Below are 23,985 nucleotides of genomic sequence, written 5' to 3' on the forward strand. Positions count from 1 at the left end.
TTATGGCGTGATGCTTTTTACATTCTCAACCCGGACATCCATCCGGGGGTAAGGAATATTGATGCCGTTTTCATCCATCGCTTCCTTGATATTTTCCAGAAGATCGTAGTAAGTACTCCAGTACTGAGCGTTGGGCACCCATACGCGAACATAGAAATTCAGGCTAGAGGGCGCAAGTTCGCCCAGGCGGACCGCAATATCGCGGGTTTTATCAATGCGATGATCTTGTTCAATAATACGATGTATCACGCTTTTTACGTCAGCAATACGGCTTTGGTAATCCACGCCAATAATCAGATCAATACGTCGATAGGGGTGTCGTGAATAGTTGATAATATTATCAGCAATAATTTTACCATTCGGGATGACAACTTCTTTGCTATCCGCAGTGAGCAGAGTGGTGGAGAAAATATGGACCTTTTCTACTGTGCCGATAACCAGGCCAATTTGTACAATTTCCCCGGCGCGGAAAGGACGCAGGGAGACAAGCAGTACGCCTGCGGCAAAGTTGGAAAGTGCCCCTTGCAGCGCCAGACCAATGGCTAAACCCGCCGCGCCGATAACGGCAATAATTGAGGAGGTTTCTATACCGACACGGCCAAGAGCGGCTACTGCCGTGAAAGCTATCGTGATGTAGCGAACCAGCGCGGAGAAAAAGTGGACAATAGTGGCATCCACTTGCCGCCTGAGAAGTAATTTTTCCAGCCCCCTCGATAGTAAGCGAGCTATTAACTTACCGATGAAAAGTAGAATGATGGCGGCAACAACATTCCAGCCAAAATGAATTACCGAGTCACTGTGCTCGGCCATCCATTTGATCGCGCCTTTAATTTTTGGAAATAACTCAAAACCTTCCATGTTTATCCTCTGTCAGCAGTATCCGCGGTATTAGCGGTAATAAAACGGTTCATTTTTGCCTGGATAATCGCCGCGCCGACGGGTGGCAGCAGTAACGCCCAGAATAGTGTCCAGCCGGTTCGTATTCCGCCATCTTCGTTTTTATTCGCCAGCAGAGCGCGGATTTCGTCGCTAAGCGTCAGACACAATATGGCTGTGCCAAACGGCATAATGGCTGACAGCCATCCCGCGCCACATGCGGTCATGAGTCGGGGCGAAGGCGCCACAAATTGTATTTCCCGGTGAATTCTGAAGAACCAATAAATAATATAAAATGGAATGAAAAAGGCCAATAATGCGACGACAACGGGTTCTGCGCACTCAGGTCGCTGGGTTGATGAGAACCTTTTGGGCGGTGCAATATAGAAAAGTTCTTTTTTGAGCGGTAATAGTAGCAAAAGCGCGATAACCGCTAAAGTAATTACGGTTATTCCTATATAAGGAATTGAGTATATAAATATAGACAGATAGCCAGCGATGATAAATTTGAACAGTAAGCAGAGGCTAAATAAAATAACAAATGTCTGAGCACTGCCGATAGCGCTGAAAAGCAGCATGGGGACTAACAGCGTTACGATCCCCATACCCAGATTAATTAAAAACTGCGCTATGATAAGCCTGACTACGTCAGACGGGCCATTTATGCAGAAGGAACAGACCACGCCAATGATTAACAGGAGCGCAACAAAGTAGAAGGGGTAACAATTTTTTATACGGCAGACAAACCAGCTGGCAACCATACCCAGGAGGTATCCCAGTTGGCCGCAAACGAGAATAACACCAATACGATCGGCTGGAATAGACAGTGATTTACTCCAAAAATAAACACCATACGACGATCCCAGCGAACTGATAAAAGAGAGCACCAAAAAGAAAAAAGTGATCCCCCAGAATCGATAGCTACTCAGGAGATCGGCGCAGGTCCATTTTTTATCTGACATTGACGGTAAAGTAATTTCCATATTTATCCCTTGTTTTCCATAGAAAATAAGAATGTATAGAACTATTTAAATTGATAATAAATATTGATTATGTGAATAACGTTTATAGCCAATTTTAACTTAAAACGAAGGGCCATTTTATCAAATAGTTCTATTCTTTTTCAGCGTATAAAAGTAGGATGTGAGGTGATTAAATCTATAGCGCCTTCTGAATGATAATCTGTGATTTTTTATGCGTGGCATTACATCATTGGGTTAAATGTGATTCCATTGTGAGTTATATTTTTCCGTCAGCAAATACAGAATTTGCGTGACGCGTTTGGCGGAATAGTGGGCGCTTTGCTGGAATTCAGGCTGTTGCCATAGCCAGGTAACAAAGCGGCGACTAGCCGCCAGATTAACGGCGACACCTTGTTCTAAGTGGGAACCGGTTAACGAACAGACCATTTTGCGGTTGTGACCTTGCCCCCAGAGCTGCCACTGATTTTGCCACCATCCCTGCCATGTTTTGCCTAACAGTTGCCACTCTGCGCGGCAATCGTCATCGTTTATCTCTTCCTCAACGAACCACAGCGAGGAGAGACGCTGGCGAAACCGCTCCGCCCATGCCGTAATGACCGCGCCGCGCAAAAAACACTCATGGGCAATGATGTGTGTCGTGACATCAGGAAAACGGTTTTTCAGCACCCGAAAATGACCATGCGCCGTAATGACCGGGCGAAGTATTGTTCCTTGCGCGTTCCGTTTAAGCGCCGCCGGGCCATACTGAATCTCATCGAACTGGCTGCGCTGTAAAAATTGCCGTTCTTTAATGGCGATACGGTGAATAATATCGCCCTTCTAGCCCTCGGGCGGCGCAATTCCTTTCCAGTGGTAATGCAAACTTTTTCCGGCAGACAGTAACGTGAAATTGCTGGAAAGGTGAAGAATATTGCCGCGAACAGCGTCAAAACTGAATAAAAAGTACAATTGCTGGAAGGCATTCGCTCCCTGAAACGGTACGAGCAGCGGAATACTGCAAATCTGTTCCGGCGTTTCGGCGACATTCAGCGCGTGCTGTTTTGGCGTCCAGACTTTCTTACAGTACTGGCACTGAAGTCGCTGCGTTCCGCCGGGATTACGTCCATAACGAATCCATGTTTTTTGATAGCAATCGGGGCAAAAGTGACCATGCTCTTTGGCATATTGCGCGATATAAGCAGACGCCCAGCGGCGAAATTCCCCCTCGTTGAAGAGCGGCGGATAACTGCCGCAGGCTCGACAATGCAATGCCGGATAACCCAGGCGATAGTCCGGCCACACATAATCCGGCGAGTCAGGCAGCCCAAGATTGCGACAACCAGCGCTTTTGCAGGCATTAATGGTGAACAGAGGCGGCATTCATTTTACCAACGATTTTGGCAGGTCGTTGATTCTGCCTTCATAAAGCGGTACGCGGGTGTGAGGACTCTCACATAAAAAAACCTTTCAGAACGTAACGTAGCGAATCTTTATATGACTGAAAGGGACTTATTTATGAAAGTAAAACTGCTTGCTGCCGGTATTTTGTTCACGCTGCCGTTCTGGGCCTGCGCCAAAGATGTCACCATTATTTACACCAACGATCTACACGCCCATGTGGAGCCTTATAAAGTACCGTGGATTGCTGACGGTAAACGCGATATTGGCGGTTGGGCCAATATCACTACGCTGGTGAAGCAGGAAAAAGCCAAAAATAAGGCGACGTGGTTTTTTGATGCCGGAGATTACTTTACCGGACCGTATATCAGCAGCCTGACGAAGGGTAAAGCGATTATCGATATTTTGAATACCATGCAGTATGACGCTGCCACTATCGGTAATCATGAGTTCGATCATGGCTGGGACAATACATTGTTGCAACTGAGCCGAGCAAAATTCCCTATCGTGCAGGGCAATATTTTTTATGAGGACAGCAGTAAATCCTTCTGGGATAAGCCGTACACCATTGTTGAAAAAGATGGCGTCAAGATTGGCGTAATCGGCTTACACGGTGTCTTTGCTTTTAATGATACGGTATCCGCCGCGACGCGCGTGGGCATTGAGGCACGCGATGAGATTAAGTGGCTGCAACGTTACATTGATGAACTTAAAGGTAAAGTCGATCTGACCGTCGCGCTGATCCACGAAGGCACCCCGGCCCGCCAGTCCAGCATGGGGGATACCGATGTGCGACGCGCGCTGGATAAAGATATTCAGACCGCAAGTCAGGTAAAAGGGCTGGATATTTTGATTACCGGCCACGCGCATGTCGGTACGCCGGAACCGATTAAAGTCGGTAATACGCTGATTCTTTCAACGGACAGCGGCGGCATTGATGTCGGCAAATTGGTGCTGGACTACCAGGAAAAGCCGCATCAGTTTACCGTGAAGAACTTCGAGCTGAAGACCATTTTTGCTGATGAGTGGAAGCCAGATCCGCAAACGAAACAGGTGATCGACGGCTGGAACAAAAAGCTCGATAAAGTCGTGCAGCAAACGGTGGCGCAGTCGCCGGTTGAGCTGACCCGCGCGTATGGCGAATCGTCGTCGCTGGGGAATCTGGCGGCGGATGCGCTGCTTTTTACGGCGGGGAAAGACACCCAGTTAGCGCTTACTAACTCTGGCGGTATCCGCAACGAAATCCCGGCTGGCGCGGTGACGATGGGGGCGGTAATCAGTACCTTCCCGTTCCCTAATGAACTGGTCACGATGGATTTAACCGGTAAACAATTGCGCAGCCTGATGGAGCATGGCGCTGGCTTAAGCAACGGCGTATTGCAGGTGTCTAAAGGGCTGGAGATGAAGTATGACAGCAGCAAACCTGTCGGCCAGCGGGTTACCGTGCTGACGCTCAATGGCAAGCCGATTGATGATGCGGCGGTTTATCACATCGCTACCAACAGCTTCCTTGCCGACGGCGGCGACGGTTTTGCGGCATTCACGGAAGGCCAGGCGCGGAATACCTCCGGCGGCTACTATGTGTCGAATGCGATAGTCGATTACTTTAAGGCGGGCAACACCATCACGGATGAGCAGCTCAAAGGAATGCGCGTTGCGGATGTGAAGAAGTAAGGGGTTACTTGCCTGTGCGCAATGGCCTTTAGCGCATTCAGGCCGGACGGCGGTATGTCTGGCCTGGATCATTCGTGGACCGCGGATATCAACCGTCTGGCGTAGCGCCTGCAATTTTGCCGGGTTACGCGCTGTGTTCCCGGCATGTTCCTGCTGAAATTTACCCCTCTATCCGGTGGTCTGCGTCCTGCGTAAAAAGTGGCGGGGTGCGGGGGAAACTTTCCCTGCGAAAATCATCGCATGATGAATTTTCGGGGGAACTGCATGATAAACAACGATCCGCTTTTTGATCTGCTTAACAAAGAGCAACAGCGCCAGCAGCACTCGCTGGAACTGATTGCCTCGGAGAATTTCGCCAGCCCTGCCGTTCTTGCGGCACAAGAGTCGGTGTTAACCAATAAATACGCCGAAGGCTATTACCAGCACCGCTACTACGGCGGCTGTAAGTTCATTGATGAGGTTGAGATGCTGGCGATAACCCGCGCGCAGCAACTTTTCGGCGCGCGTTACGTTAACGTGCAGCCTCACTCCGGCAGCCAGGCGAATCAGGCGGTATATCTGGCGCTGCTGAAACCCGGCGACAAAATTCTGGGCATGAGCCTGCAATGCGGCGGCCATCTCACTCACGGTTCGCCGGTCAATCAATCCGGTAAATGGTTTAACGCCTTTCATTATGGCGTCGATGCGCATAGCGGTCTTATTGATATGGATGAGGTTGAGACGATCGCGAAGCGTGAGCGCCCGCGGCTGATTATCGCCGGGGGATCGGCCTACCCACGACACTATGATTTTGCCCGCTTTCGCCGCATTGCCGATGCCGTCGGCGCGATACTGCTGGTGGATATGGCGCATTTTGCCGGGCTGGTGGCGGGCGGCTGTTTCCCCTCGCCGCTGGCGTATGCCGATGTGATTACCACCACCACGCATAAAACGTTGCGCGGGCCGCGTGGCGGCATGATTCTGGCCAACGACGCCCGGCTGGCGAAAAAAATCGACAGCGCCATCTTTCCCGGCTTGCAGGGCGGGCCGTTGATGCACGTTATCGCGGCTAAAGCGGTGGCGCTTGGCGAAGCGCTACAGCCTGAATTTAAACGTTACGCCGGGCAGGTAATCGAAAATGCGCAAGCGATGTGTCAGCAACTGGCGCAGCGCGGCCTGACGCTGTTAACGGGCGGTACCGACTGCCATCTGGGCATTATCGACCTGCGCCCGCAGGGGTTAACCGGCGCCCAGGTGGAATACTTTCTCGAACTGGCGGGGATCACGGTCAATAAAAACACGCTGCCAGGCGATCCGCAGCCGCCGTCGATTACCTCCGGGATTCGCATTGGCAGCGCAGCCTGCGCCACCCGCGGAATGAATGCCGATGATTTTACGCTGATCGCGGACTGGATCAGTGAAATTATTTTTGCCATCAAGACGCCGAATATTACAGATATTTGCGCCGATATTCGGCAAAAAGTGACTAAATTAACCACCAACTATCCGTTGCCTTACCAATGATGAAACTTGCTGAAATTCAGGCGGCGTGCGGCGTTCTTTGTGTAGATCTCGCCGCTGTCGTTGACAATTATCAAACGCTGGCGCGCCATGTCGCCCCCGCGCAATGCGGCGCAGTACTGAAAGCCAATGGCTATGGTCTGGGGGCGGAGGCGATTGCGCCAGCCCTGTATGCGGCCAATTGCCGGATCTTTTTTGTCGCGCAACTTTCTGAAGGGGTGGCGCTACGTAAAATCCTGTCGGCTGACGCGATGGTGGTGTTGCTTAATGGCGTCATGCCGCAGGCGATGCCGCTTTGTTGCGCGCAACAGATCACGCCGTTGCTGAATTCTGTTGACCAGGTGATGGCGTGGCTGGCACTACAGGAGGCGCGGTCGCAGCGGCGTCCGGTTTTGATCCAGCTTGATTCCGGCATGTCGCGGCTGGGGGTGACGCCGGAGCAACTGGCGCGGCTGGCCGCGATTTTTCGCCAGCGTGGCTGGGCTGCGCCAGACTATATCATCAGCCATCTGGCGAACGCCGACAGGCCGGATCATGCGTTAAATGTCTATCAGCATACGCTACTCCAGCAGGCAAAAGAGGCATTCCCAACCAGCCGTTATTCGCTGGCAAATTCCTGCGGTATGTTTCTGCATCCGGCCTGGCGGGAAGATCTCTGCCGTCCGGGCGTTGCGCTGTTCGGCGTCGCCCAGCCGTGGTTTTCAACGCCGTTAAAACCGGCATTTACGCTGACGCTGAGCATTCTGCGTGTGCAAGACGTGCCAGTTGGGACGCCGATTGGCTACGGCAGTACGGTTACTACTACTCGCCCGCTGCGTATCGCCACGGTATCCGCCGGATACGCTGATGGGATTCCACGTAATTTGCGTCCTCCGGCGGGCGTGTGCTGGCGCGGGGTTCGGTTACCGGTATTGGGGCGGGTTTGCATGGACAGCTTTATGGTGGACGCCAGCGCCATCATGCCAACGCCTGGCGATGTTGTGGAGTTTATTGGCGTGAGCCAGACGCTGGAAGAGGTTGCCGCCGCCTGCGATACCATCCCTTATGAGATTATGACCCGGCTTGGCGGGCGTTTTCGGCGCATAATGCAGCCCGCAGAAGCTTGACTCCATTTTCAATCTCGTAGGGGGTAAACGCGGCGAATCCCAGCAGCCAGCCCGTGGGCGCGGGGTGCGTCAGCCAGAACTGGCGCATCCCGGCGATGTTTAACCCGGCCCGCCGCGCGGCGTTAAGGGTCTGTTGTTCGTCAATACCTTCATGCAGCCAGCAGGGCATTTGTAATCCTCCGGGCGTCACGACCGGCGTCACCCAGTCACTAAGATGCTGATTGATGGCCTGCGCCAGGCACGCCTGCCGCACCGCGTACATACTGCGCATGGTGCGGATATGGGCGGCAAAATGGCCGGATGCGATAAATCGCGCCAGCGTCAATTGGGTCAACGCGGGCGTTGCGCCATCAAGCAAATTGCGCGCAGCGGCAAAATGCGCGGCCAGCGACGCAGGCACCACCAGATAACCAATGCGCAGACCGGGGTAGAGCGTTTTGCTGAAGGTGCCGACATACAGGGTGCGCTGCTCGCGATCTAACCCCTGCATACAGGCGACGGGCGCGCCGTTGTAGTGAAATTCACTGTCGTAGTCATCTTCGATAATCCAGGTATTATGCGTCCGCGCCCAGTCAATCAGGGCATGACGCCGCGCCAGAGAGAGCAAATGACCGGAGGGAAACTGGTGCGACGGCGTAACGTAAACCAGCGGCGCAGGCGGCAGTTTATCCACCCGAATACCGTCTCTATCGACTTCAATGGGAAGAAGGTTGAGCTGTGCGGCAGAGAATGCCTGACGTGCGCCGGGATAGCCTGGATTTTCCATCACCACCGACTGTCCGGCCTCTGCCAGCAGTTGCCCGCATAGCCAGAATGCCTGACGCGCGCCACTGACAATCACAATCTGCTGCGCGTCGACCTTCGCGCCGCGTTCAAAATTGAGATAATGAGCAATTTGCTGGCGCAGTTCCGGCTCTCCCTGCGGATCGCCATGCAGCATTAGCGTATGCGCCCGCTCGCGCTGGATCTGGCGGGCAAAATTCTGCCAAATGATTTGCGGGAAGTTTCGCGTTTCCGCAAGGCCGAGCGTAAACGTCTGCACTCGGCGGGCATCGAAAGATACGGCGCGATCGGCAATCGTCTGCCAGCGGGCGCTAAGTGTGGGCGTCTGGCGAGGCGATGGCGGCAGGCTGTGCTGCCCCTGAATATGCGGAATCCCCTGGCGGCTGGCGAAACTCCCGGCCCCTTGCCTGCGGGTCATAAAGCCGTCGCGCTGAAGCTGGGAATAGGCATTTTCAACCGTATCTCTGGACAGGCGAAGCTGCTGCGCCAGCGCGCGAGCGGACGGCAGTTTTGCGCCATCGACCAGCGCGCCGGAAATGACCAACTGACGAAAAGCGTGGTACAGGCGCAGATGCAGCGGCAGGTTACGCCACACTTGCGCGTCGATCATGATATGTATCGACTCGAAATTCGCTGTGTTCATCTTCTGGTTCCCCCGTCCCTGCGTCGCCAAAGCCGTTGAATCATATCATTTACGCCTTATTTTTTATGTGTTGAAGAACACCCGGAACCGTATGAAGAAGGTATTGCTCAAGATGATGGAGAATGAAGTTTTTTCAACTTTGCTGAATATTCCTCATTCTTTAGCGTGATTTTTCAGTTGACGTCCTTCTGCTTTTCCGTCATTTTTACATCCGGACGTCTAAACGGATAGATGTTTACAACACAACAAATAATAACATGCGATTGATGAGGTAAGGTATGAGCTTTTTTCACGCCAACCAGCGGGAAGCCCTGAATCAGAGCCTGGCGGAAGTACAGGGTCAGATTAACGTTTCGTTTGAATTTTTCCCGCCGCGCACCAGTGAAATGGAGCAAACCCTGTGGAACTCCATCGATCGCCTGAGCAGTCTGAAACCGAAGTTTGTTTCGGTAACGTATGGCGCCAACTCCGGGGAGCGCGACCGCACTCATAGCGTTATTAAAGGCATTAAAGAGCGTACTGGGCTTGAGGCCGCGCCGCACCTTACCTGTATTGACGCCACCCGCGATGAACTGCGCACCATCGCCCGCGACTACTGGAATAACGGTATCCGCCACATTGTCGCTTTGCGCGGCGATTTGCCGCCGGACAGCGGTAAGCCGGAGATGTACGCCGCCGATCTGGTTGGTTTGCTCAAAGAGGTGGCCGATTTCGATATTTCAGTAGCAGCCTATCCGGAGGTACATCCGGAAGCGAAAAGCGCGCAGGCCGATCTGCTTAATCTGAAGCGTAAAGTGGATGCTGGCGCTAACCGCGCGATAACCCAATTTTTCTTCGATGTGGAAAGCTACCTGCGTTTTCGCGACCGCTGTGTTTCTGCCGGTATCGACGTAGAGATTATTCCCGGCATTTTACCGGTGTCTAACTTTAAACAGGCGAAAAAATTTGCCGATATGACCAATGTCCGCATTCCGTCCTGGATGTCACTGATGTTTGAGGGGCTGGATAATGACGCAGAAACCCGCAAGCTGGTGGGCGCTAACATTGCGATGGACATGGTGAAAATTTTAAGCCGTGAAGGAGTGAAGGATTTCCACTTCTACACGTTGAATCGTGCGGAAATGAGTTATGCCATTTGCCACACACTGGGCGTAAGACCGGGTTTATAACCTCCAGCTCCCTGCCGGGAGCTTTATTACACCTCATATTGATCTACATCTCTGTAACTAAAAATATAAAAGGTATTAGCTATCGAATCTGTGGATTAATTCAACTATATCTATTTGCTCCTGGTGTATATTGTAACGGTAACACTTTAAAAGGGAGCTGAGATATGAGCACGACCGACGATACCCATAACACGTTATCCACTGGAAAATGTCCTTTCCATCAGGGGGGGCATGACCGAAGCGCAGGCGCAGGGACTGCCAGCCGCGACTGGTGGCCGAACCAGCTTCGCGTGGATCTTTTGAATCAACATTCCAACCGTTCTAACCCGCTGGGTGAAGACTTTGACTACCGCAAAGAGTTTAGCAAGTTAGACTACTCCGCCCTGAAAGGGGATCTCAAGGCGCTGCTGACCGATTCACAACCGTGGTGGCCCGCCGACTGGGGCAGCTATGTCGGTTTGTTTATTCGTATGGCCTGGCATGGCGCTGGCACCTACCGTTCTATTGATGGTCGTGGCGGCGCGGGTCGTGGTCAACAGCGTTTTGCGCCGCTTAACTCCTGGCCGGATAACGTCAGCCTGGATAAGGCGCGTCGTTTGTTGTGGCCGATTAAGCAGAAATATGGCCAGAAAATTTCCTGGGCCGACCTGTTTATTCTGGCGGGTAACGTGGCGCTGGAAAACTCCGGCTTCCGTACCTTCGGTTTTGGCGCCGGGCGTGAAGATGTCTGGGAACCGGATCTGGATGTGAACTGGGGCGATGAAAAAGCCTGGTTGACTCACCGACACCCTGAAGCGCTGGCAAAAGCGCCGCTGGGCGCGACCGAGATGGGCCTTATCTACGTTAACCCGGAAGGGCCGGATCACAGCGGCGAACCACTTTCTGCCGCCGCCGCCATTCGCGCTACCTTTGGCAATATGGGGATGAACGACGAAGAAACCGTGGCGTTGATCGCTGGCGGGCATACCCTCGGTAAAACCCACGGCGCGGCAGCGGCATCCCATGTAGGGGCCGATCCGGAAGCCGCGCCGATTGAAGCGCAGGGCTTAGGTTGGGCCAGCAGCTATGGTAGCGGCGTTGGCGCGGATGCTATCACCTCCGGGCTGGAAGTGGTCTGGACGCAGACGCCGACCCAGTGGAGCAACTATTTCTTCGAGAACCTGTTCAAATATGAGTGGGTACAAACCCGTAGTCCGGCTGGCGCTATCCAGTTTGAAGCGGTAGACGCGCCGGATATCATCCCGGACCCGTTCGATCCGTCGAAAAAACGTAAGCCAACCATGCTGGTCACCGACCTGACGCTGCGTTTTGATCCGGAGTTCGAGAAGATTTCCCGCCGTTTCCTTAACGATCCGCAGGCCTTTAATGAAGCCTTTGCTCGTGCCTGGTTCAAACTGACGCACAGAGATATGGGACCAAAAGCGCGTTACATCGGACCGGAAGTGCCGAAAGAAGATCTGATCTGGCAGGACCCGTTGCCGCAACCGCTCTATCAGCCAACGCAGGAAGACATTATCAACCTGAAAGCGGCGATCGCTGCATCCGGGCTTTCTATTAGCGAGATGGTTTCGGTTGCCTGGGCATCCGCGTCTACTTTCCGCGGCGGCGATAAGCGTGGCGGCGCTAACGGCGCGCGTCTGGCATTGGCGCCTCAGCGCGACTGGGATGTCAACGCCGTTGCGGCTCGCGTTCTGCCGGTATTAGAAGAGATCCAGAAAACGACGAATAAAGCCTCGCTGGCCGATATTATTGTGCTGGCGGGCGTGGTCGGTATCGAGCAGGCGGCCGCTGCTGCGGGTGTCAGCATCAGCGTACCTTTTGCGCCGGGCCGGGTGGATGCGCGTCAGGATCAGACCGACATCGAGATGTTCTCGCTGCTTGAACCGATTGCCGATGGATTCCGTAACTATCGTGCGCGTCTGGATGTGTCGACGACCGAATCGCTGTTGATTGATAAAGCGCAGCAGTTAACGTTGACCGCGCCGGAAATGACGGTACTGGTTGGCGGGATGCGTGTGCTGGGAACCAACTTTGACGGCAGCCAGAACGGTGTCTTTACCGACAGACCGGGCGTGCTCAGCACAGACTTCTTCGCTAATCTGCTGGATATGCGTTACGAGTGGAAACCGACCGACGAATCTAATGAGCTGTTCGAAGGCCGGGATCGTCTGACTGGCGAGGTGAAATACACGGCGACCCGCGCCGATCTGGTGTTTGGTTCCAACTCCGTACTGCGCGCGCTGGCGGAAGTTTACGCGTGTAGCGATGCGCACGAGAAGTTTGTGAAGGACTTCGTCGCGGCATGGGTGAAAGTGATGAACCTGGACCGTTTCGATCTGCAATAATCTGATAGGTTAATTCGTCAGCGGCTGCTATTCGGTAGTCGCTGACGTTTTCCGCGTTTAATGCGAAAAATAACGAAAATGCCCCGTTACTTTCCAGTTAAATAATACATCTTCCTCCTGTGCTCCCGCGCCTATGTTATGCACAACCAGCGGCACCCCTTCAGGCGTGACGTTCAGGGACACCACGCCAATATGCGCAAGGCCGTTATCCAGCCGCCAGGAGACAATATCTCCCGGTTGATAATCGCTATATTTATCTGTCACCGGCAACGCTTTGTTTTGACGCTGGAACCAGGTTTCCAGATTCGGAACGCGGCGATGGTCGATATTGCTGTCCGGGCGTTTCAGCTTCCAGTTATTCGGGTAGGCAGAGAAATGCGCCTGCATGTCTTCATGTACCCGTTTCTGTAAATCAACCTGCTGACTGCGTAGCGCGCGGATGACGACATCTGCACATACTCCACGCTCCAGCGGAAGATCGCCATTCGGATAATCCAGACGAACATAGGCAGCATCATAAAATAGCGTCTTACCTATTTGTGTCCCGGCACTTTGGGCGATTGCAGCATTAGTTTGCGCCTGAACGGTTATTGGTCTGGTATCAGAGCGTGGCGAATGATGAGAGATATGGCTAATAAAAAAAGCAGCAAGAATACCGATAAGCGCCTGTGCGAATTTCATCTTCTTCGTCCGTGAAGTGTGTCAGTACGTCATTTGACTTTCCGCGGAGAGAATGGTGCGTGATAAAAAAGTCTATTTCAGGACAAAATGGACTGATTCCAGGCTATGGAATACCTGATGATAGCGCTTCGCTTACCCGGCCTGGATGATTGGATAACAAGGCCAGATAAGGTGCCTGTGTCGATATTCGGCAACTGAATTCTGTTGGGTCAGCAAGCTGAAATACTCCTGACTATCGTCAGGAGTATTGCTCAGACCTTATTCCCATTCCTGCAAAAAGCGTTGACCGTACTGGTCGGCGACCAGCAGCGCGGCGTACACTTCATCCGGCGTTGCGCCGCCAGGCATGTTATGAATAGTTTCACCTTCTGCGCAGGAGGCTTCCGCGACGGTGCGCATTTTTGCCGGAATATCCTGTTTAATATCCAGTTGCGCCAGCGTAATCGGCAGGCCAACGGAATGGCACAGCGCCGCAACGGTTTCGATTTCTTCGACCGGCGCGTTTTCCAGCACCAGTTGCGTCAGCGTACCGAAAGCGACCTTCTCACCGTGATAATAGTGGTGCGCATCCGGAATCGCCGTTAAACCGTTATGAATCGCGTGCGCTGCGGCCAGACCGCCGCTTTCAAAACCGACCCCGCTCAGGTAGGTGTTGGCTTCGATGACGCGTTCCAGCGCTGGCGTGACGACGTGCTGTTCGGCGGCCAACATGGCTTTTTCGCCTTCTTCGATCAGCGTGTTATAGCATAGCTCCGCCAGCGCCAGCGCGGCCTGTGTACACTTGCCGCCCGCCATTGTGGTGGCGCCGCTGCGTGAGCAGGCGCGCGCTTCAAACCAGGTCGCCAGCGCATCGCCGATACCGGCTGCCAGCAGACGCGCCGGCGCGCCCGCCACTATCTGCGTATCGACAATGACCATATTCGGGTTATGCGGCAGCAGCAGATAACGGTCAAACTCACCGGCATCGGTATAAATAACCAAGAGTGCGCTGCACGGTGCGTCGGTAGAGGCGATGGTCGGCGCGATAGCGACCGGGACATTCATAAAGTGCGCCAGCGCTTTGGCGGTATCCAGCGTTTTACCGCCGCCGATACCCAGTACGGCGCCACACTGACTTTTTTCGGCGACGGCGCGCAGCCTGTCGATCTCATTTTGCGAACATTCGCCGCCAAACGGGGCGATTTCTACTGACAAACCGGCATCCGTCAGGCTTTTGCGCAGCGTCTCTTCGGCAAATCCCAGCACGAATTTATCGCCCACAACCAGCCAGTTGTTCGCCATTGGTTTTAAATAATCGCCAAGACGCGCGATGACGTTTGCACCCTGAATATACTTACCTGGTGACTGAATAATGCGATCCATACATTTCTCTCCTACAGGTTCAGATTACCAAAAGCGTTTTTCCAGTCTTGCTCAAACTTCTCTATTGCTGACTCTACCGCAGGCGTATTGAGCATTTGTTGCGCTACATCTAAAGGAAGGGTAATCGCCTGGCAACCTGCCAGTAAGCAATCCAGCGCCTGCCGCGGTGTTTTAAAGCTGGCCGCCAGTACCATGCTGTCGGGAGCGTGATGTTCCAGTAGCGTTTGCAGCTCCTGAACCATACGAATGCCATCGCCGCCCTGCGCATCAACGCGGTTGACGTAGGGAGCGACATATTTTGCGCCCGCCAGCGCCGCCAGCAGGCCCTGCGACGCGCTGTAGACGGCGGTGCCCAGCGTCACGATGCCTTCTTTTTTCAGCAATTTAATCGCTGCAAGACCTTCGGCGGTCACCGGAATTTTAACCACAATGCCGGGGATGGCGTTATTCAGTCGTTTGGCTTCTTCCACCATCCCTTTCGCGTCGCGGCTCATGGTCTGCGCAAATAAAGTGCCTTCTTCGCCGATGGCGTTTTGCAGCCTGGGCAGCACATCCCAGATAGATTCTTTGCTGGCTGCCACAATGCTTGGATTGGTGGTGACGCCGGCAATCGGGAAAATGCGCGCCAGACGTTCAACTTCCGCCACGTTAGCGGTATCCAGATAGAGTTCCATAGTCTTTCCTTTACAGTTCAAGTTCATGTTGCAGCAGGCTGGCGATAGCGTCGGCGGAAGCGGCGTTAACCAGCGTGTTGCGGAATTCTTCGTGCATGATGCGGCGGGCCAGGCGCGAGAAAATACGCATATGCTGGTCGCCCGCGGCGTGTTTGTTAAGCGTCAGCATAATGATGAACTGCGCCTCGTCATCTCCCCAGCGTACCGGCGCGTTCAGGCGCGCCACGCTGATGGTGGACTGTTCGATATGTTCCGATTTGCTGTGCGGAATGGCAAAGCTAAAGCCCAGTCCGGTGGAGAATACCGCCTCGCGCGCCCATAGATCGGCTTCCAGTTTGCGCGGGTAGCGGCAGCGGCCCGCCAGCAGCAGATTGTCGGTCATGCCTTTAATCACCTCCTCTTTGCTGCGCCAGTCGCTATCAAGCGTTATGCATTGGGCGGTAACCAGCGGGGCATCCTGCTGCGACATGCGGAACTGCGCCAGCAGATGCTCCACCTCCAGCGAGGTGCGGCAGGCCATCGCCTGATTCAACAACTGGCGGCAGGCTCGGCTGTCGAGTTGTGCCATCCGCGCTTTGGCGGCGGGAATCGACGGCGCGCCCATGCTGATCTCGTCCAGCCCCAGACCTACCAGCAATGGCAGAACCGAACCTTTGGCCCCCAGTTCGCCGCACAGACCAATCCATTTGCCCTGACGATGTACCGCCTGCACCGCGAAATCCAACGCGCGCAGGAAGGCGGGATTCAGGCTGTTGTAGTGACGAGTGACTTTGGCGTTATCACGGTCTACCGCCAGCAGGTATTGTGTTAGATCGTTACTACCAATACTAAAGAAATCAATCTCTTCACAGCATTGATCGATGATGAACATCACCGACGGCACTTCCAGCATAATGCCGAGTGGGATCTTCTCATCGAACGGGATATGTTCATTACGCAGCTGCTGTTTGGCTTCCGCCAGCTTCTCTTTGACCCACAGAATCTCTTCCATAGAGGAGATCATCGGGATCATGATTTTCAGGTTGCCGTGGGCGGACGCGCGGAGGATCGAGCGTAGCTGGGTGGTAAACAGAGAAGCGTACTCTTCATAAATACGGACGGCGCGATAGCCGAGGAATGGGTTGGCTTCGGCAGGAATATTCAGATAATCAACGGGCTTATCGCCGCCTATATCCATTGTGCGCACAATAATGCTGCGTCCCTTTGCGGACTCCAGCGCCTGGCAAAAAATATTGTACAGCTCGTTTTCGTCCGGCGCGCAGGCGCGGTCCATATACAGCATTTCTGTGCGGAACAGGCCAACCGCTTCCGCGCCGTTACTAAAGGCCGCTTGCGCCTCGACGGAGTGCGCGATGTTGGCGGCGACCTCCATGCGGATGCCGTCAGCGGTGCGCGCTTCCTGGGTCAGCCAGATGCGCTGCTGTTCGCGCAGGGCGTCTTGCACGCGGGCTTCCTGCTGATAGTAACGAGTGACAGGCTCGTCAGGCGCAACGACAATCGCGCCTGCGTTGCCGTCAATATAAACCGTCTGCTGACGCCACGGTGTTAAGGCCTCAATCTCCACGCCAACCAGGGTGGGAATGTTGAATGAGCGGGCGAGAATCACCGTGTGCGAAGTGGTGCCGCCGCTTTTTAACAGCAGACCTTTGAGAAAGGTTTTATCCAGTTCGAGGAACTGGCTTGGCGTCAACTCTTCCGCCATACAGATAGATGGCCGGGTCAACTGGCCCGGCGCCGGAAAGCGCTGCTCACCGTAAATGTGTTGCAGTAACTGGAAGCAAACGTCACGAACATCCAGCGCGCGTTCCTGTAAATAGCTGCTGCTGGCGCGAGCGAACTCATTGCAGAAATGGTTCGCGCTTTCCACGATTGCCTGCGCGCAGCTTAAACCGCGCAGAACGCCGTCCAGTAAATGCTGACGCAGTGAAGCGTCGCCTGCCAGCGAACGATGGGCTTCCAGAATCGCGCTGGCGGCACCGTCACTGTCGAGCTGACGAAACTCAATATGCTTTATCAACATCGCTAAGCCATTGTCCAGCGCGGCTTGTTCCGTCTCTGTGTCGTTGGCGGTCGGGAGTTCGCCGAGCGCATTGAGATCCAGGGAAGAGAGTGGCGTCAGTACGCCGCCCGCGCTGCCGCTACACACGCTACGGGCGCGGTAAATCTGCGGATTCAGCTGGGTCAACGACGCCGGAAGCGGCTCCAGTTCGCTGTTTTTAATCTCCGCCAGCGGCGCGTCGCAGAGTGGGAATTCATCGCGCAGCCATTGACTCAGACGCTGACAGGCAACCTGTTCATCGGCACCGGAAATCACCAGCTGACAGTGGTCGCCAGCCAGCGTGTCGGTGCCAATCAGCGCCAGCGCGCTTTTGGCGCTGCCTTTGCGATCGGTGCGCAGGTTGTGCCACTCAATTTGCGACGTGAAGGTATTACACAGCGTTTCTACGTGGCTTGCCGGGCGCGCATGTACGCCATTCGGCAGTTCACAGGTAAATTCCACAATCAGGGGCATTGCCTCTCTCCCATAACGATTCTCTCGCTACAGCATAAAAGGAGGTAGCCGGAATACGCCATGTGACAAATCTGTCAAAAGCTGGATAAATGTAATGTAGCGCAAAAAGTGCGAGTTGTCTCACAACTTAGCGTGGTAGCGCAGGTTTTACCTTTTTCAGAAGTTATGAAGCGGATCGCATTTTTATACTGATATTACAAAAATCCAGTAAATGGCCTTTTTATCCACTGTCTGCGCGACAATGGATTGCCTATTGTTTTCCGCAGTAACTTTATGGACATGGGCTTTATCCAGCCCGGGAGCGACTTATGAAAGAGTTGGTACAGATCCTGAAAAATACCCGCCAGCACCTGATGACCGGTGTTTCGCATATGATCCCCTTTGTGGTGGCTGGCGGAATTTTGCTGGCAGTCTCCGTCATGCTATATGGCAAGGGCGCCGTACCCGATGCCGCCACCGATCCGAATCTTAAAAAACTGTTTGATATCGGTGTCGCCGGGCTGACGCTGATGGTGCCTTTCCTCGCCGCATACATTGGCTACTCCATTGCCGAACGCTCCGCGCTGGCTCCTTGCGCGATTGGTGCCTGGGTGGGTAACAGCTTCGGCGCGGGCTTTTTCGGGGCACTTATCGCCGGACTTATCGGCGGGATCGTGGTGCATTACTTGAAGAAAATCCCGGTGCATAAGGTGCTGCGTTCTGTGATGCCTATTTTTGTGATTCCCATCGTTGGCACTTTTATCACCGCGGGCATCATGATGTGGGGGCTGGGCGAACCGATCGGTGCGCTGACAAGCAGCCTGACCCAATGGCTGCAAGGGATGCAGCAGGGCAGCATCGTGCTGCTGGCGGTGATCATGGGGCTGATGCTGGCTTTTGATATGGGCGGCCCGGTTAATAAAGTCGCTTATGCGTTCATGCTGATTTGCGTGGCGCAGGGCGTATATACCGTGGTGGCTATCGCCGCGGTGAGCATCTGCGTACCGCCGCTGGGACTGGGGCTGGCGACGCTGATTGGCCGCAAGAATTTTTCTGTTGAAGAGCGCGAAGCCGGTAAAGCCGCGCTGGTCATGGGCTGCGTGGGCGTAACGGAAGGGGCGATTCCTTTCGCCGCTGCCGATCCGCTGCGCGTGATCCCATCCATTATGGTGGGCTCCGCTTGCGGTGCGGTAATGGCCGCGCTGTTTGGCGCGCAGTGTTATGCCGGTTGGGGCGGTTTAATTGTTCTGCCAGTCGTGGAAGGCAAGCTGGGTTATGTCGCGGCAGTCGCCGTGGGCGCGGTGGTAACGGCAGTCTGCGTTAACGTGCTGAAAAGCCTGACGCGTAAGAATGTGTCGCAAGTTGACGAAAAAGAAGACGACCTGGATTTAGATTTTGAGATGAATTAAGCGAGGAATAAGCCATGACTAAAATTATTGCAGTAACCGCGTGTCCTTCTGGTGTTGCGCATACCTATATGGCGGCTGAAGCGCTGGAAAGCGCAGCCAAAGCGAAAGGTTGGGATGTGAAAGTGGAGACTCAGGGCTCGATTGGGCTGGAAAATGAACTGACGGCAGAGGATGTGGCGAGCGCCGATATGGTGATTTTGACTAAAGATATCGGCATCAAGTTCGAAGAGCGGTTTGCGGGTAAAACTATCGTTCGCGTCAATATCAGCGACGCGGTAAAACGCGCCGACGCCATTATGAACAAGATTGACGCCCATCTTTCGCAAACCGCGTAACGTTAAAATGCCCGATGGCGCAAGTTTATCGGGCCTGCTCACAGGCCCGATAAGAGATTTATGCCGCCATCCGGCGCTCGTGTCCACAGGAGCTCCTCATGACCCATCGTATTCAACGCCTCAAAGCCGCTCTGTTTCAGAATCACCGTGAAATTTCTCTGGAGCGCGCGCTGCTTTATACCGCCAGCCATCAGCAGACGGAGGGCGAACCGGTCATTTTGCGCCGCGCCAAAGCGACGGCGTATATCCTTGAACATGTTGAAATTTCGATTCGTGACGAGGAGCTGATTGCCGGAAACCGAACCGTTAAGCCGCGCGCGGGTATTATGTCGCCGGAAATGGACCCGTATTGGCTGCTTAACGAGCTGGATCGGTTCCCGACGCGTCCGCAGGACCGTTTTGATATCAGCGAAGAGGATAAGCGCCTCTATCGTGAGGTTCTATTCCCGTACTGGGAAAAACGGTCGATGAAAGATTTTATTAACGGGCAGATGACCGATGAGGTGAAAGCCGCCGTCAGCACCCAGATTTTTAGCATTAACCAGACGGATAAAGGGCAGGGGCATATCATTATTGATTATCCACGCTTGCTCAATAACGGGCTGGGTGAACTGGCGGCGCAGATGCGCGCGCGCTGCGAGCAACAGCCGGAAAACGACTTTTATCAGGCCGCTCTGTTGTTACTTGAGGCATCGCAACGCCACATCCTGCGTTATGCCGTACTGGCGGAACACCAGGCGGAGCGCTGCCCGGACGCTCGTCGTCGTCAGGAACTGCTCACCATTGCCGCCAATTCGCGGCATAACGCGCAGCACAAACCACAGACGTTCTGGCAAGCATGTCAGCTGTTCTGGTACATGAACATTATTTTGCAGTACGAGTCCAACGCCAGTTCGCTGTCGCTCGGGCGCTTCGACCAGTACATGCTGCCGTTTTATCAGACTTCGCTCACTCAGGGCGACGATCCGGCGTTCCTGAAAGAGTTGCTCGAGTCGCTGTGGGTGAAATGCAACGATATCGTGCTGCTGCGCTCCACCAGTAGCGCGTGCTATTTTGCCGGTTTCCCGACGGGTTACACCGCGCTGCTGGGCGGATTGACGGAAAGCGGACGCAGCGCGGTAAACGTGCTCTCTTTTCTCTGCCTGGATGCCTACCAGAGCGTGCAGTTGCCGCAGCCGAATCTCGGCGTGCGCACTAACGCGCTGATTGATACGCCGTTCCTGCTCAAGACCGCCGAGACCATTCGCCTCGGTACCGGCATTCCACAGATTTTCAATGACGAAGTGGTGGTTCCCGCGTTCCTTAACCGTGGCGTGTCGTTGGAGGATGCGCGCGATTATGCGGTGGTGGGATGTGTTGAGCTGTCGATTCCGGGCAGAACCTACGGGCTGCATGACATCGCCATGTTTAATCTGCTGAAAGTGATGGAAATCAGCTTGTATGAAAATGAGGGCAACGACACTCTTACTTATGAGGCGTTGCTGGCGCATATTCGCGCCAAAATCAGTCACTACATTACACTAATGGTAGAAGGCAGCAATATTTGCGATATCGGCCATCGTGACTGGGCGCCGGTGCCGCTGCTCTCTTCGTTTATCAGCGACTGCCTGGAGAAAGGGCGAGACATCACCGACGGCGGCGCGCGCTATAACTTTTCGGGCGTACAGGGCATCGGTATCGCCAACCTGAGTGATTCCCTTCATGCGCTCAATGGGCTGGTATTCGATCAGCAGCGCCTGAGTTTTGATGCGCTGCTGTCGATCCTGAAAAACAACTTCGCCACGCCAGAAGGGGAAAAGATCCGCGCCAGGCTTATCAACCGCTTCGAAAAATATGGCAACGACATTGATAATGTCGATAACATCAGCGCCGAACTGCTGCGGTATTACTGCAAAGAGGTGGAAAAATACCAGAATCCGCGCGGCGGCCAGTTTACGCCGGGTTCATACACGGTTTCCGCGCATGTGCCGCTGGGAGCGGTGGTCGGCGCGACACCGGACGGGCGTTTTGCCGGAGAACAGCTGGCGGATGGCGGCCTGTCGCCGATGCTCGGACAGGATATGCAAGGGCCGACGGCGGTACTAAAATCAGTAAGTAAGTTGGATAACACGCTGCTGTCGAACGGTACGTTGCTGAACGTGAAGTTTACTCCTGCGACTCTGGAAGGAGAGGCGGGACTGCGCAAGCTGGCGGATTTCCTGCGCGCGTTTACCCAGCTCAAACTGCAGCACATCCAGTTTAATGTGGTGAATGCCGACACATTGCGCGAAGCGCAGCTACGGCCTCAGGATTTCGCTGGGCTGGTGGTGCGCGTGGCGGGCTACAGCGCCTTCTTTGTCGAGCTGTCGAAGGAGATTCAGGATGACATTATTCGCCGCACCGCGCATCAGTTGTGAGGTTGTGGGGGCGCGCGATGAGGAGACCGCGCGTATCTTCAATATCCAGCGCTATTCGCTGAATGACGGGCAGGGGATTCGTACGGTGGTCTTTTTTAAGGGCTGTCCGCATACCTGTCCGTGGTGCGCTAATCCGGAATCTATCTCGCCGCGCATTGAAACGGTGCGCCGGGAAAATAAATGCCTGCGTTGCACGCCGTGTCTGCGGGATGCCGACGAATGTCCTTCCGGCGCGTTTGAGCGTATTGGGCGTGATATTACGCTGGATGAACTGGAACGCGAAGTGCTGAAAGACGACATCTTCTTTCGTACTTCCGGCGGCGGGGTGACGCTTTCTGGCGGCGAAGTGCTGATGCAGGCGCCGTTCGCCACGCGCTTCTTACAGCGATTGCGGCGTTGGGGCGTTCCTTGTGCTATTGAAACGGCTGGCGATACGTCGGCCAGCCGTCTACTGCCGTTGGCAAGGGCGTGTGATGAGGTATTGTTTGATCTGAAAATTATGGATGCGGAGCGGGCGCGCGAGGTGATCAACATGAATCTGCCGCGCGTACTGGAGAATTTACGGTTACTGGTTAGCGAGGGAATCACGGTGATCCCTCGTTTGCCGTTGATTCCTGGCTTTACGCTTAACGCAGAGAATCTGCAGTGCGCGTTAACATTGTTGAGATCATTAGGAATAAAGCAGGTTCACCTGCTACCGTTTCATCAGTACGGCGAGCCGAAATACCGGCTGCTTGGAAAATCATGGATGATGAAAGATATTCCCGCGCCGTCGGTGCAAGAGATCGCTCTGTTTCGGGAGATGGCGGAGCAAGCAGGATTTCAGGTCACCACAGGAGGTTAATATGGCAGTACCTGTACGGCATCTGGTGGCAGTGACCGCCTGCGTGAGCGGTGTAGCGCATACCTATATGGCTGCTGAACGGCTGGAAAAACTTTGCCAGCAGGAGAAGTGGAGCATCAAGATTGAAACCCAGGGGGCACTCGGTACAGAGAACCGCTTAACGGAAGAGGATATCCGCCGTGCCGATGTCGTGTTGCTCATTACCGATATCGAGCTGGCGGGCGTGGAGCGATTTACCCGGAGTCGCTATGTCCAGTCGGGGATCAGCGCTTTTTTGCGGGAGCCACAGCGGGTAATGAGCGCTGTGCGTAAACTCCTTTCCGCGCCGCAACATACCCACCTTATCCTGGAGTAATCTGCTTTTCCGTTAGCTGGCTGTGATACTGGCGGCGATACTCCGACGGCGAGCGTTCCGTATTTTTGCGAAACAGGCGGCAGAAATAGTTACTGTCGACAAAGCCGCAACGGTGCGCCACCTCTTTCACTTTCAGGTCATAGCCCTTCAGCAACGTTTTGGCGTGTTCCAGTCGCGTATGGTTCAGGTATTCGTTAAAGCCGATGGCCCCCGTTTTCTGGAACAGGTGCGAGAGGTAATTTGGCGAGATATAAAACGCTTGTGCTACCGATTCGCGCGTCAACGGCGCGGCGTAGCGTTCATCAATATACTCCCGAATGGCTTCAAAAAGCGCGCGGCTGCGGGAGGCGGTCTGGATTTGGCTGCCGAGCAGATCGCGGCAATGGCTTAGCAGGCTGGCGACAATCAATCTGGCCGTTTGCTGCTCTTGCGGCTGCATCTGCATCTCATTAAGCGTTTGTAACAGGAACGAGCCGATACGCGGGCCGCGGCGCGCAACGTGCTGTTTCGTGAGGTTTTGATGCTGCTGACCATCCCAGTGGACTACGCTGAAACCTAACTGCTGTTTGCCAAACAGAATGCTCAGGGTGGTGACGGGCGTTTGCCATTGCGGGATGTTCCAGCCGCCAGCCGGAACGTAGAGAACATCGCAAGGAATGAGCGGGGCGGTAATGCTCATGTCAGTAAGCTCGCCCTCCAGCACAATCTCCAGCCGCGGAAAATCCACCTGGTACGCCAGTTCCGGCGCTGGGCCGCTGGCGCTGGCAAAATAAATCTGGCGCAGCGGCAGCGGGCCGTTGATGAGACGGGAGAGAAGGTGGCTGACGTCGTGATACATGATAATCCCCTGCCGATCGCAAACAGAGGAAACAGTAACGTCGAAAACCGATGTCCTCAAGCGATTATTGCCGGATAGCGGCGCTTTGCGCCTTATCCGGACTACGGGAGAGAAGCACGCCAGGCCCGATAAGCGTTAGCGTTA

Annotated in this window: 18 protein-coding genes and 1 pseudogene; 10 read left to right on the forward strand and 9 right to left on the reverse strand. The window is 54.3% G+C overall.

Features of this window, described 5'->3' with window-relative positions; translation table 11 throughout:
* The 3 genes and pseudogenes from mscS to N7E69_RS09585 all read right to left on the reverse strand — a co-directional run bounded on the left by mscS (window position 1) and on the right by N7E69_RS09585 (window position 3,218).
* The gene (mscS, locus tag N7E69_RS09575; protein WP_000398246.1) at window positions 1-858 is read right to left on the reverse strand and encodes a small-conductance mechanosensitive channel MscS; all 858 of its coding nucleotides are present in this window, start codon (window positions 856-858) and stop codon (window positions 1-3) included.
* Between the two features lie 2 nt (window positions 859-860).
* Window positions 861-1,859 (reverse strand): hypothetical protein, encoded by a 999-nt coding sequence (locus N7E69_RS09580; RefSeq protein ID WP_000406824.1) that lies wholly within the window; start codon window positions 1,857-1,859, stop codon window positions 861-863.
* A gap of 234 nt (window positions 1,860-2,093) precedes the next feature.
* Window positions 2,094-3,218 (reverse strand): annotated as a pseudogene (locus tag N7E69_RS09585) (cytoplasmic protein).
* 135 nt (window positions 3,219-3,353) lie between these two features.
* Between N7E69_RS09585 and N7E69_RS09590 the strand changes: the two are divergent.
* The 3 genes from N7E69_RS09590 to N7E69_RS09600 all read left to right on the forward strand — a co-directional run bounded on the left by N7E69_RS09590 (window position 3,354) and on the right by N7E69_RS09600 (window position 7,516).
* Window positions 3,354-4,910, forward strand: coding sequence for a bifunctional metallophosphatase/5'-nucleotidase (locus tag N7E69_RS09590; protein ID WP_000865248.1), 1,557 nt, complete (start codon window positions 3,354-3,356; stop codon window positions 4,908-4,910).
* Window positions 4,911-5,174: 264 nt separating this feature from the next.
* Entirely contained in the window at window positions 5,175-6,413 is a 1,239-nt protein-coding gene (locus N7E69_RS09595; protein WP_000609326.1) for a serine hydroxymethyltransferase, read from the forward strand.
* A complete protein-coding gene (locus tag N7E69_RS09600; RefSeq protein WP_000976814.1) occupies window positions 6,410-7,516 on the forward strand; it encodes an alanine racemase in 1,107 nt (368 codons plus the stop codon). Before N7E69_RS09595 ends, N7E69_RS09600 begins: the two co-directional genes overlap by 4 nt.
* Here the strand turns inward: N7E69_RS09600 and N7E69_RS09605 are convergent.
* Window positions 7,461-8,942, reverse strand: coding sequence for a PLP-dependent aminotransferase family protein (locus tag N7E69_RS09605; RefSeq protein WP_001090460.1), 1,482 nt, complete (start codon window positions 8,940-8,942; stop codon window positions 7,461-7,463). The two genes, N7E69_RS09600 and N7E69_RS09605, sit on opposite strands and share 56 nt — an antisense overlap.
* 278 nt (window positions 8,943-9,220) lie before the next feature.
* Between N7E69_RS09605 and metF the strand changes: the two genes are divergently transcribed.
* Both metF and katG read left to right on the forward strand, forming a co-directional pair.
* The gene (gene metF / locus N7E69_RS09610) at window positions 9,221-10,111 is read left to right on the forward strand and encodes a methylenetetrahydrofolate reductase (RefSeq protein WP_000007505.1); all 891 of its coding nucleotides are present in this window, start codon (window positions 9,221-9,223) and stop codon (window positions 10,109-10,111) included.
* A gap of 164 nt (window positions 10,112-10,275) precedes the next feature.
* On the forward strand, window positions 10,276-12,456 hold the full coding sequence (katG, locus tag N7E69_RS09615) for a catalase/peroxidase HPI (RefSeq protein ID WP_000108105.1): 2,181 nt from the start codon (window positions 10,276-10,278) through the stop codon (window positions 12,454-12,456).
* Window positions 12,457-12,513: 57 nt separating this feature from the next.
* Here the strand turns inward: katG and N7E69_RS09620 are convergent, their stop codons facing one another.
* The 4 genes from N7E69_RS09620 to ptsP all read right to left on the reverse strand — a co-directional run bounded on the left by N7E69_RS09620 (window position 12,514) and on the right by ptsP (window position 17,685).
* On the reverse strand, window positions 12,514-13,137 hold the full coding sequence (locus N7E69_RS09620) for a DUF1287 domain-containing protein (protein WP_000666689.1): 624 nt from the start codon (window positions 13,135-13,137) through the stop codon (window positions 12,514-12,516).
* 258 nt (window positions 13,138-13,395) lie between these two features.
* Entirely contained in the window at window positions 13,396-14,499 is a 1,104-nt protein-coding gene (locus N7E69_RS09625) for a glycerol dehydrogenase (RefSeq protein ID WP_000374023.1), read from the reverse strand.
* Window positions 14,500-14,510: 11 nt separating this feature from the next.
* Window positions 14,511-15,173: a fructose-6-phosphate aldolase gene (gene fsa, locus N7E69_RS09630; RefSeq protein ID WP_000424866.1), complete on the reverse strand. Its 663-nt coding sequence runs from the start codon at window positions 15,171-15,173 to the stop codon at window positions 14,511-14,513.
* 10 nt (window positions 15,174-15,183) lie between these two features.
* On the reverse strand, window positions 15,184-17,685 hold the full coding sequence (ptsP, locus tag N7E69_RS09635; protein WP_001128491.1) for a phosphoenolpyruvate--protein phosphotransferase: 2,502 nt from the start codon (window positions 17,683-17,685) through the stop codon (window positions 15,184-15,186).
* Between the two features lie 308 nt (window positions 17,686-17,993).
* On the opposite strand from ptsP, the gene N7E69_RS09640 reads away from it, so the two are divergent.
* The 5 genes from N7E69_RS09640 (at window position 17,994) to N7E69_RS09660 (ending at window position 23,003) form a co-directional block, all read left to right on the forward strand.
* On the forward strand, window positions 17,994-19,073 hold the full coding sequence (locus tag N7E69_RS09640) for a PTS fructose transporter subunit EIIC (protein ID WP_000661597.1): 1,080 nt from the start codon (window positions 17,994-17,996) through the stop codon (window positions 19,071-19,073).
* A gap of 14 nt (window positions 19,074-19,087) precedes the next feature.
* A complete protein-coding gene (locus tag N7E69_RS09645) occupies window positions 19,088-19,408 on the forward strand; it encodes a PTS fructose-like transporter subunit IIB (RefSeq protein WP_000161258.1) in 321 nt (106 codons plus the stop codon).
* Between the two features lie 98 nt (window positions 19,409-19,506).
* A complete protein-coding gene (locus N7E69_RS09650; RefSeq protein ID WP_108610929.1) occupies window positions 19,507-21,804 on the forward strand; it encodes a formate C-acetyltransferase in 2,298 nt (765 codons plus the stop codon).
* Complete coding sequence (locus N7E69_RS09655) at window positions 21,770-22,648, forward strand: [formate-C-acetyltransferase]-activating enzyme (protein WP_000171724.1); 879 nt, start codon at window positions 21,770-21,772, stop codon at window positions 22,646-22,648. Before N7E69_RS09650 ends, N7E69_RS09655 begins: the two co-directional genes overlap by 35 nt.
* Before the next feature lies 1 nt (window position 22,649).
* On the forward strand, window positions 22,650-23,003 hold the full coding sequence (locus tag N7E69_RS09660) for a PTS fructose-like transporter subunit IIB (protein ID WP_000290522.1): 354 nt from the start codon (window positions 22,650-22,652) through the stop codon (window positions 23,001-23,003).
* Here the strand turns inward: N7E69_RS09660 and N7E69_RS09665 are convergent.
* Entirely contained in the window at window positions 22,990-23,841 is an 852-nt protein-coding gene (locus N7E69_RS09665; protein ID WP_000274596.1) for a helix-turn-helix transcriptional regulator, read from the reverse strand. The genes N7E69_RS09660 and N7E69_RS09665 overlap by 14 nt on opposite strands.
* Between the last annotated feature and the right edge of the window lie 144 nt (window positions 23,842-23,985).

Origin of the sequence: Salmonella sp. 3C (assembly GCF_025426275.1) — a bacterium.
Classification (GTDB): domain Bacteria; phylum Pseudomonadota; class Gammaproteobacteria; order Enterobacterales; family Enterobacteriaceae; genus Salmonella; species Salmonella enterica.

Bases quoted from the DNA above. Each gene is read 5' to 3' on its own strand.
- mscS (WP_000398246.1), bottom strand. From the start codon at position 858: ATGGAAGGTTTTGAGTTATTTCCAAAAATTAAAGGCGCGATCAAATGG.
- N7E69_RS09580 (WP_000406824.1), bottom strand. From the start codon at position 1,859: ATGGAAATTACTTTACCGTCAATGTCAGATAAAAAATGGACCTGCGCC.
- N7E69_RS09590 (WP_000865248.1), top strand. From the start codon at position 3,354: ATGAAAGTAAAACTGCTTGCTGCCGGTATTTTGTTCACGCTGCCGTTC.
- N7E69_RS09595 (WP_000609326.1), top strand. From the start codon at position 5,175: ATGATAAACAACGATCCGCTTTTTGATCTGCTTAACAAAGAGCAACAG.
- N7E69_RS09600 (WP_000976814.1), top strand. From the start codon at position 6,410: ATGATGAAACTTGCTGAAATTCAGGCGGCGTGCGGCGTTCTTTGTGTA.
- N7E69_RS09605 (WP_001090460.1), bottom strand. From the start codon at position 8,942: ATGAACACAGCGAATTTCGAGTCGATACATATCATGATCGACGCGCAA.
- metF (WP_000007505.1), top strand. From the start codon at position 9,221: ATGAGCTTTTTTCACGCCAACCAGCGGGAAGCCCTGAATCAGAGCCTG.
- katG (WP_000108105.1), top strand. From the start codon at position 10,276: ATGAGCACGACCGACGATACCCATAACACGTTATCCACTGGAAAATGT.
- N7E69_RS09620 (WP_000666689.1), bottom strand. From the start codon at position 13,137: ATGAAATTCGCACAGGCGCTTATCGGTATTCTTGCTGCTTTTTTTATT.
- N7E69_RS09625 (WP_000374023.1), bottom strand. From the start codon at position 14,499: ATGGATCGCATTATTCAGTCACCAGGTAAGTATATTCAGGGTGCAAAC.
- fsa (WP_000424866.1), bottom strand. From the start codon at position 15,173: ATGGAACTCTATCTGGATACCGCTAACGTGGCGGAAGTTGAACGTCTG.
- ptsP (WP_001128491.1), bottom strand. From the start codon at position 17,685: ATGCCCCTGATTGTGGAATTTACCTGTGAACTGCCGAATGGCGTACAT.
- N7E69_RS09640 (WP_000661597.1), top strand. From the start codon at position 17,994: ATGAAAGAGTTGGTACAGATCCTGAAAAATACCCGCCAGCACCTGATG.
- N7E69_RS09645 (WP_000161258.1), top strand. From the start codon at position 19,088: ATGACTAAAATTATTGCAGTAACCGCGTGTCCTTCTGGTGTTGCGCAT.
- N7E69_RS09650 (WP_108610929.1), top strand. From the start codon at position 19,507: ATGACCCATCGTATTCAACGCCTCAAAGCCGCTCTGTTTCAGAATCAC.
- N7E69_RS09655 (WP_000171724.1), top strand. From the start codon at position 21,770: ATGACATTATTCGCCGCACCGCGCATCAGTTGTGAGGTTGTGGGGGCG.
- N7E69_RS09660 (WP_000290522.1), top strand. From the start codon at position 22,650: ATGGCAGTACCTGTACGGCATCTGGTGGCAGTGACCGCCTGCGTGAGC.
- N7E69_RS09665 (WP_000274596.1), bottom strand. From the start codon at position 23,841: ATGTATCACGACGTCAGCCACCTTCTCTCCCGTCTCATCAACGGCCCG.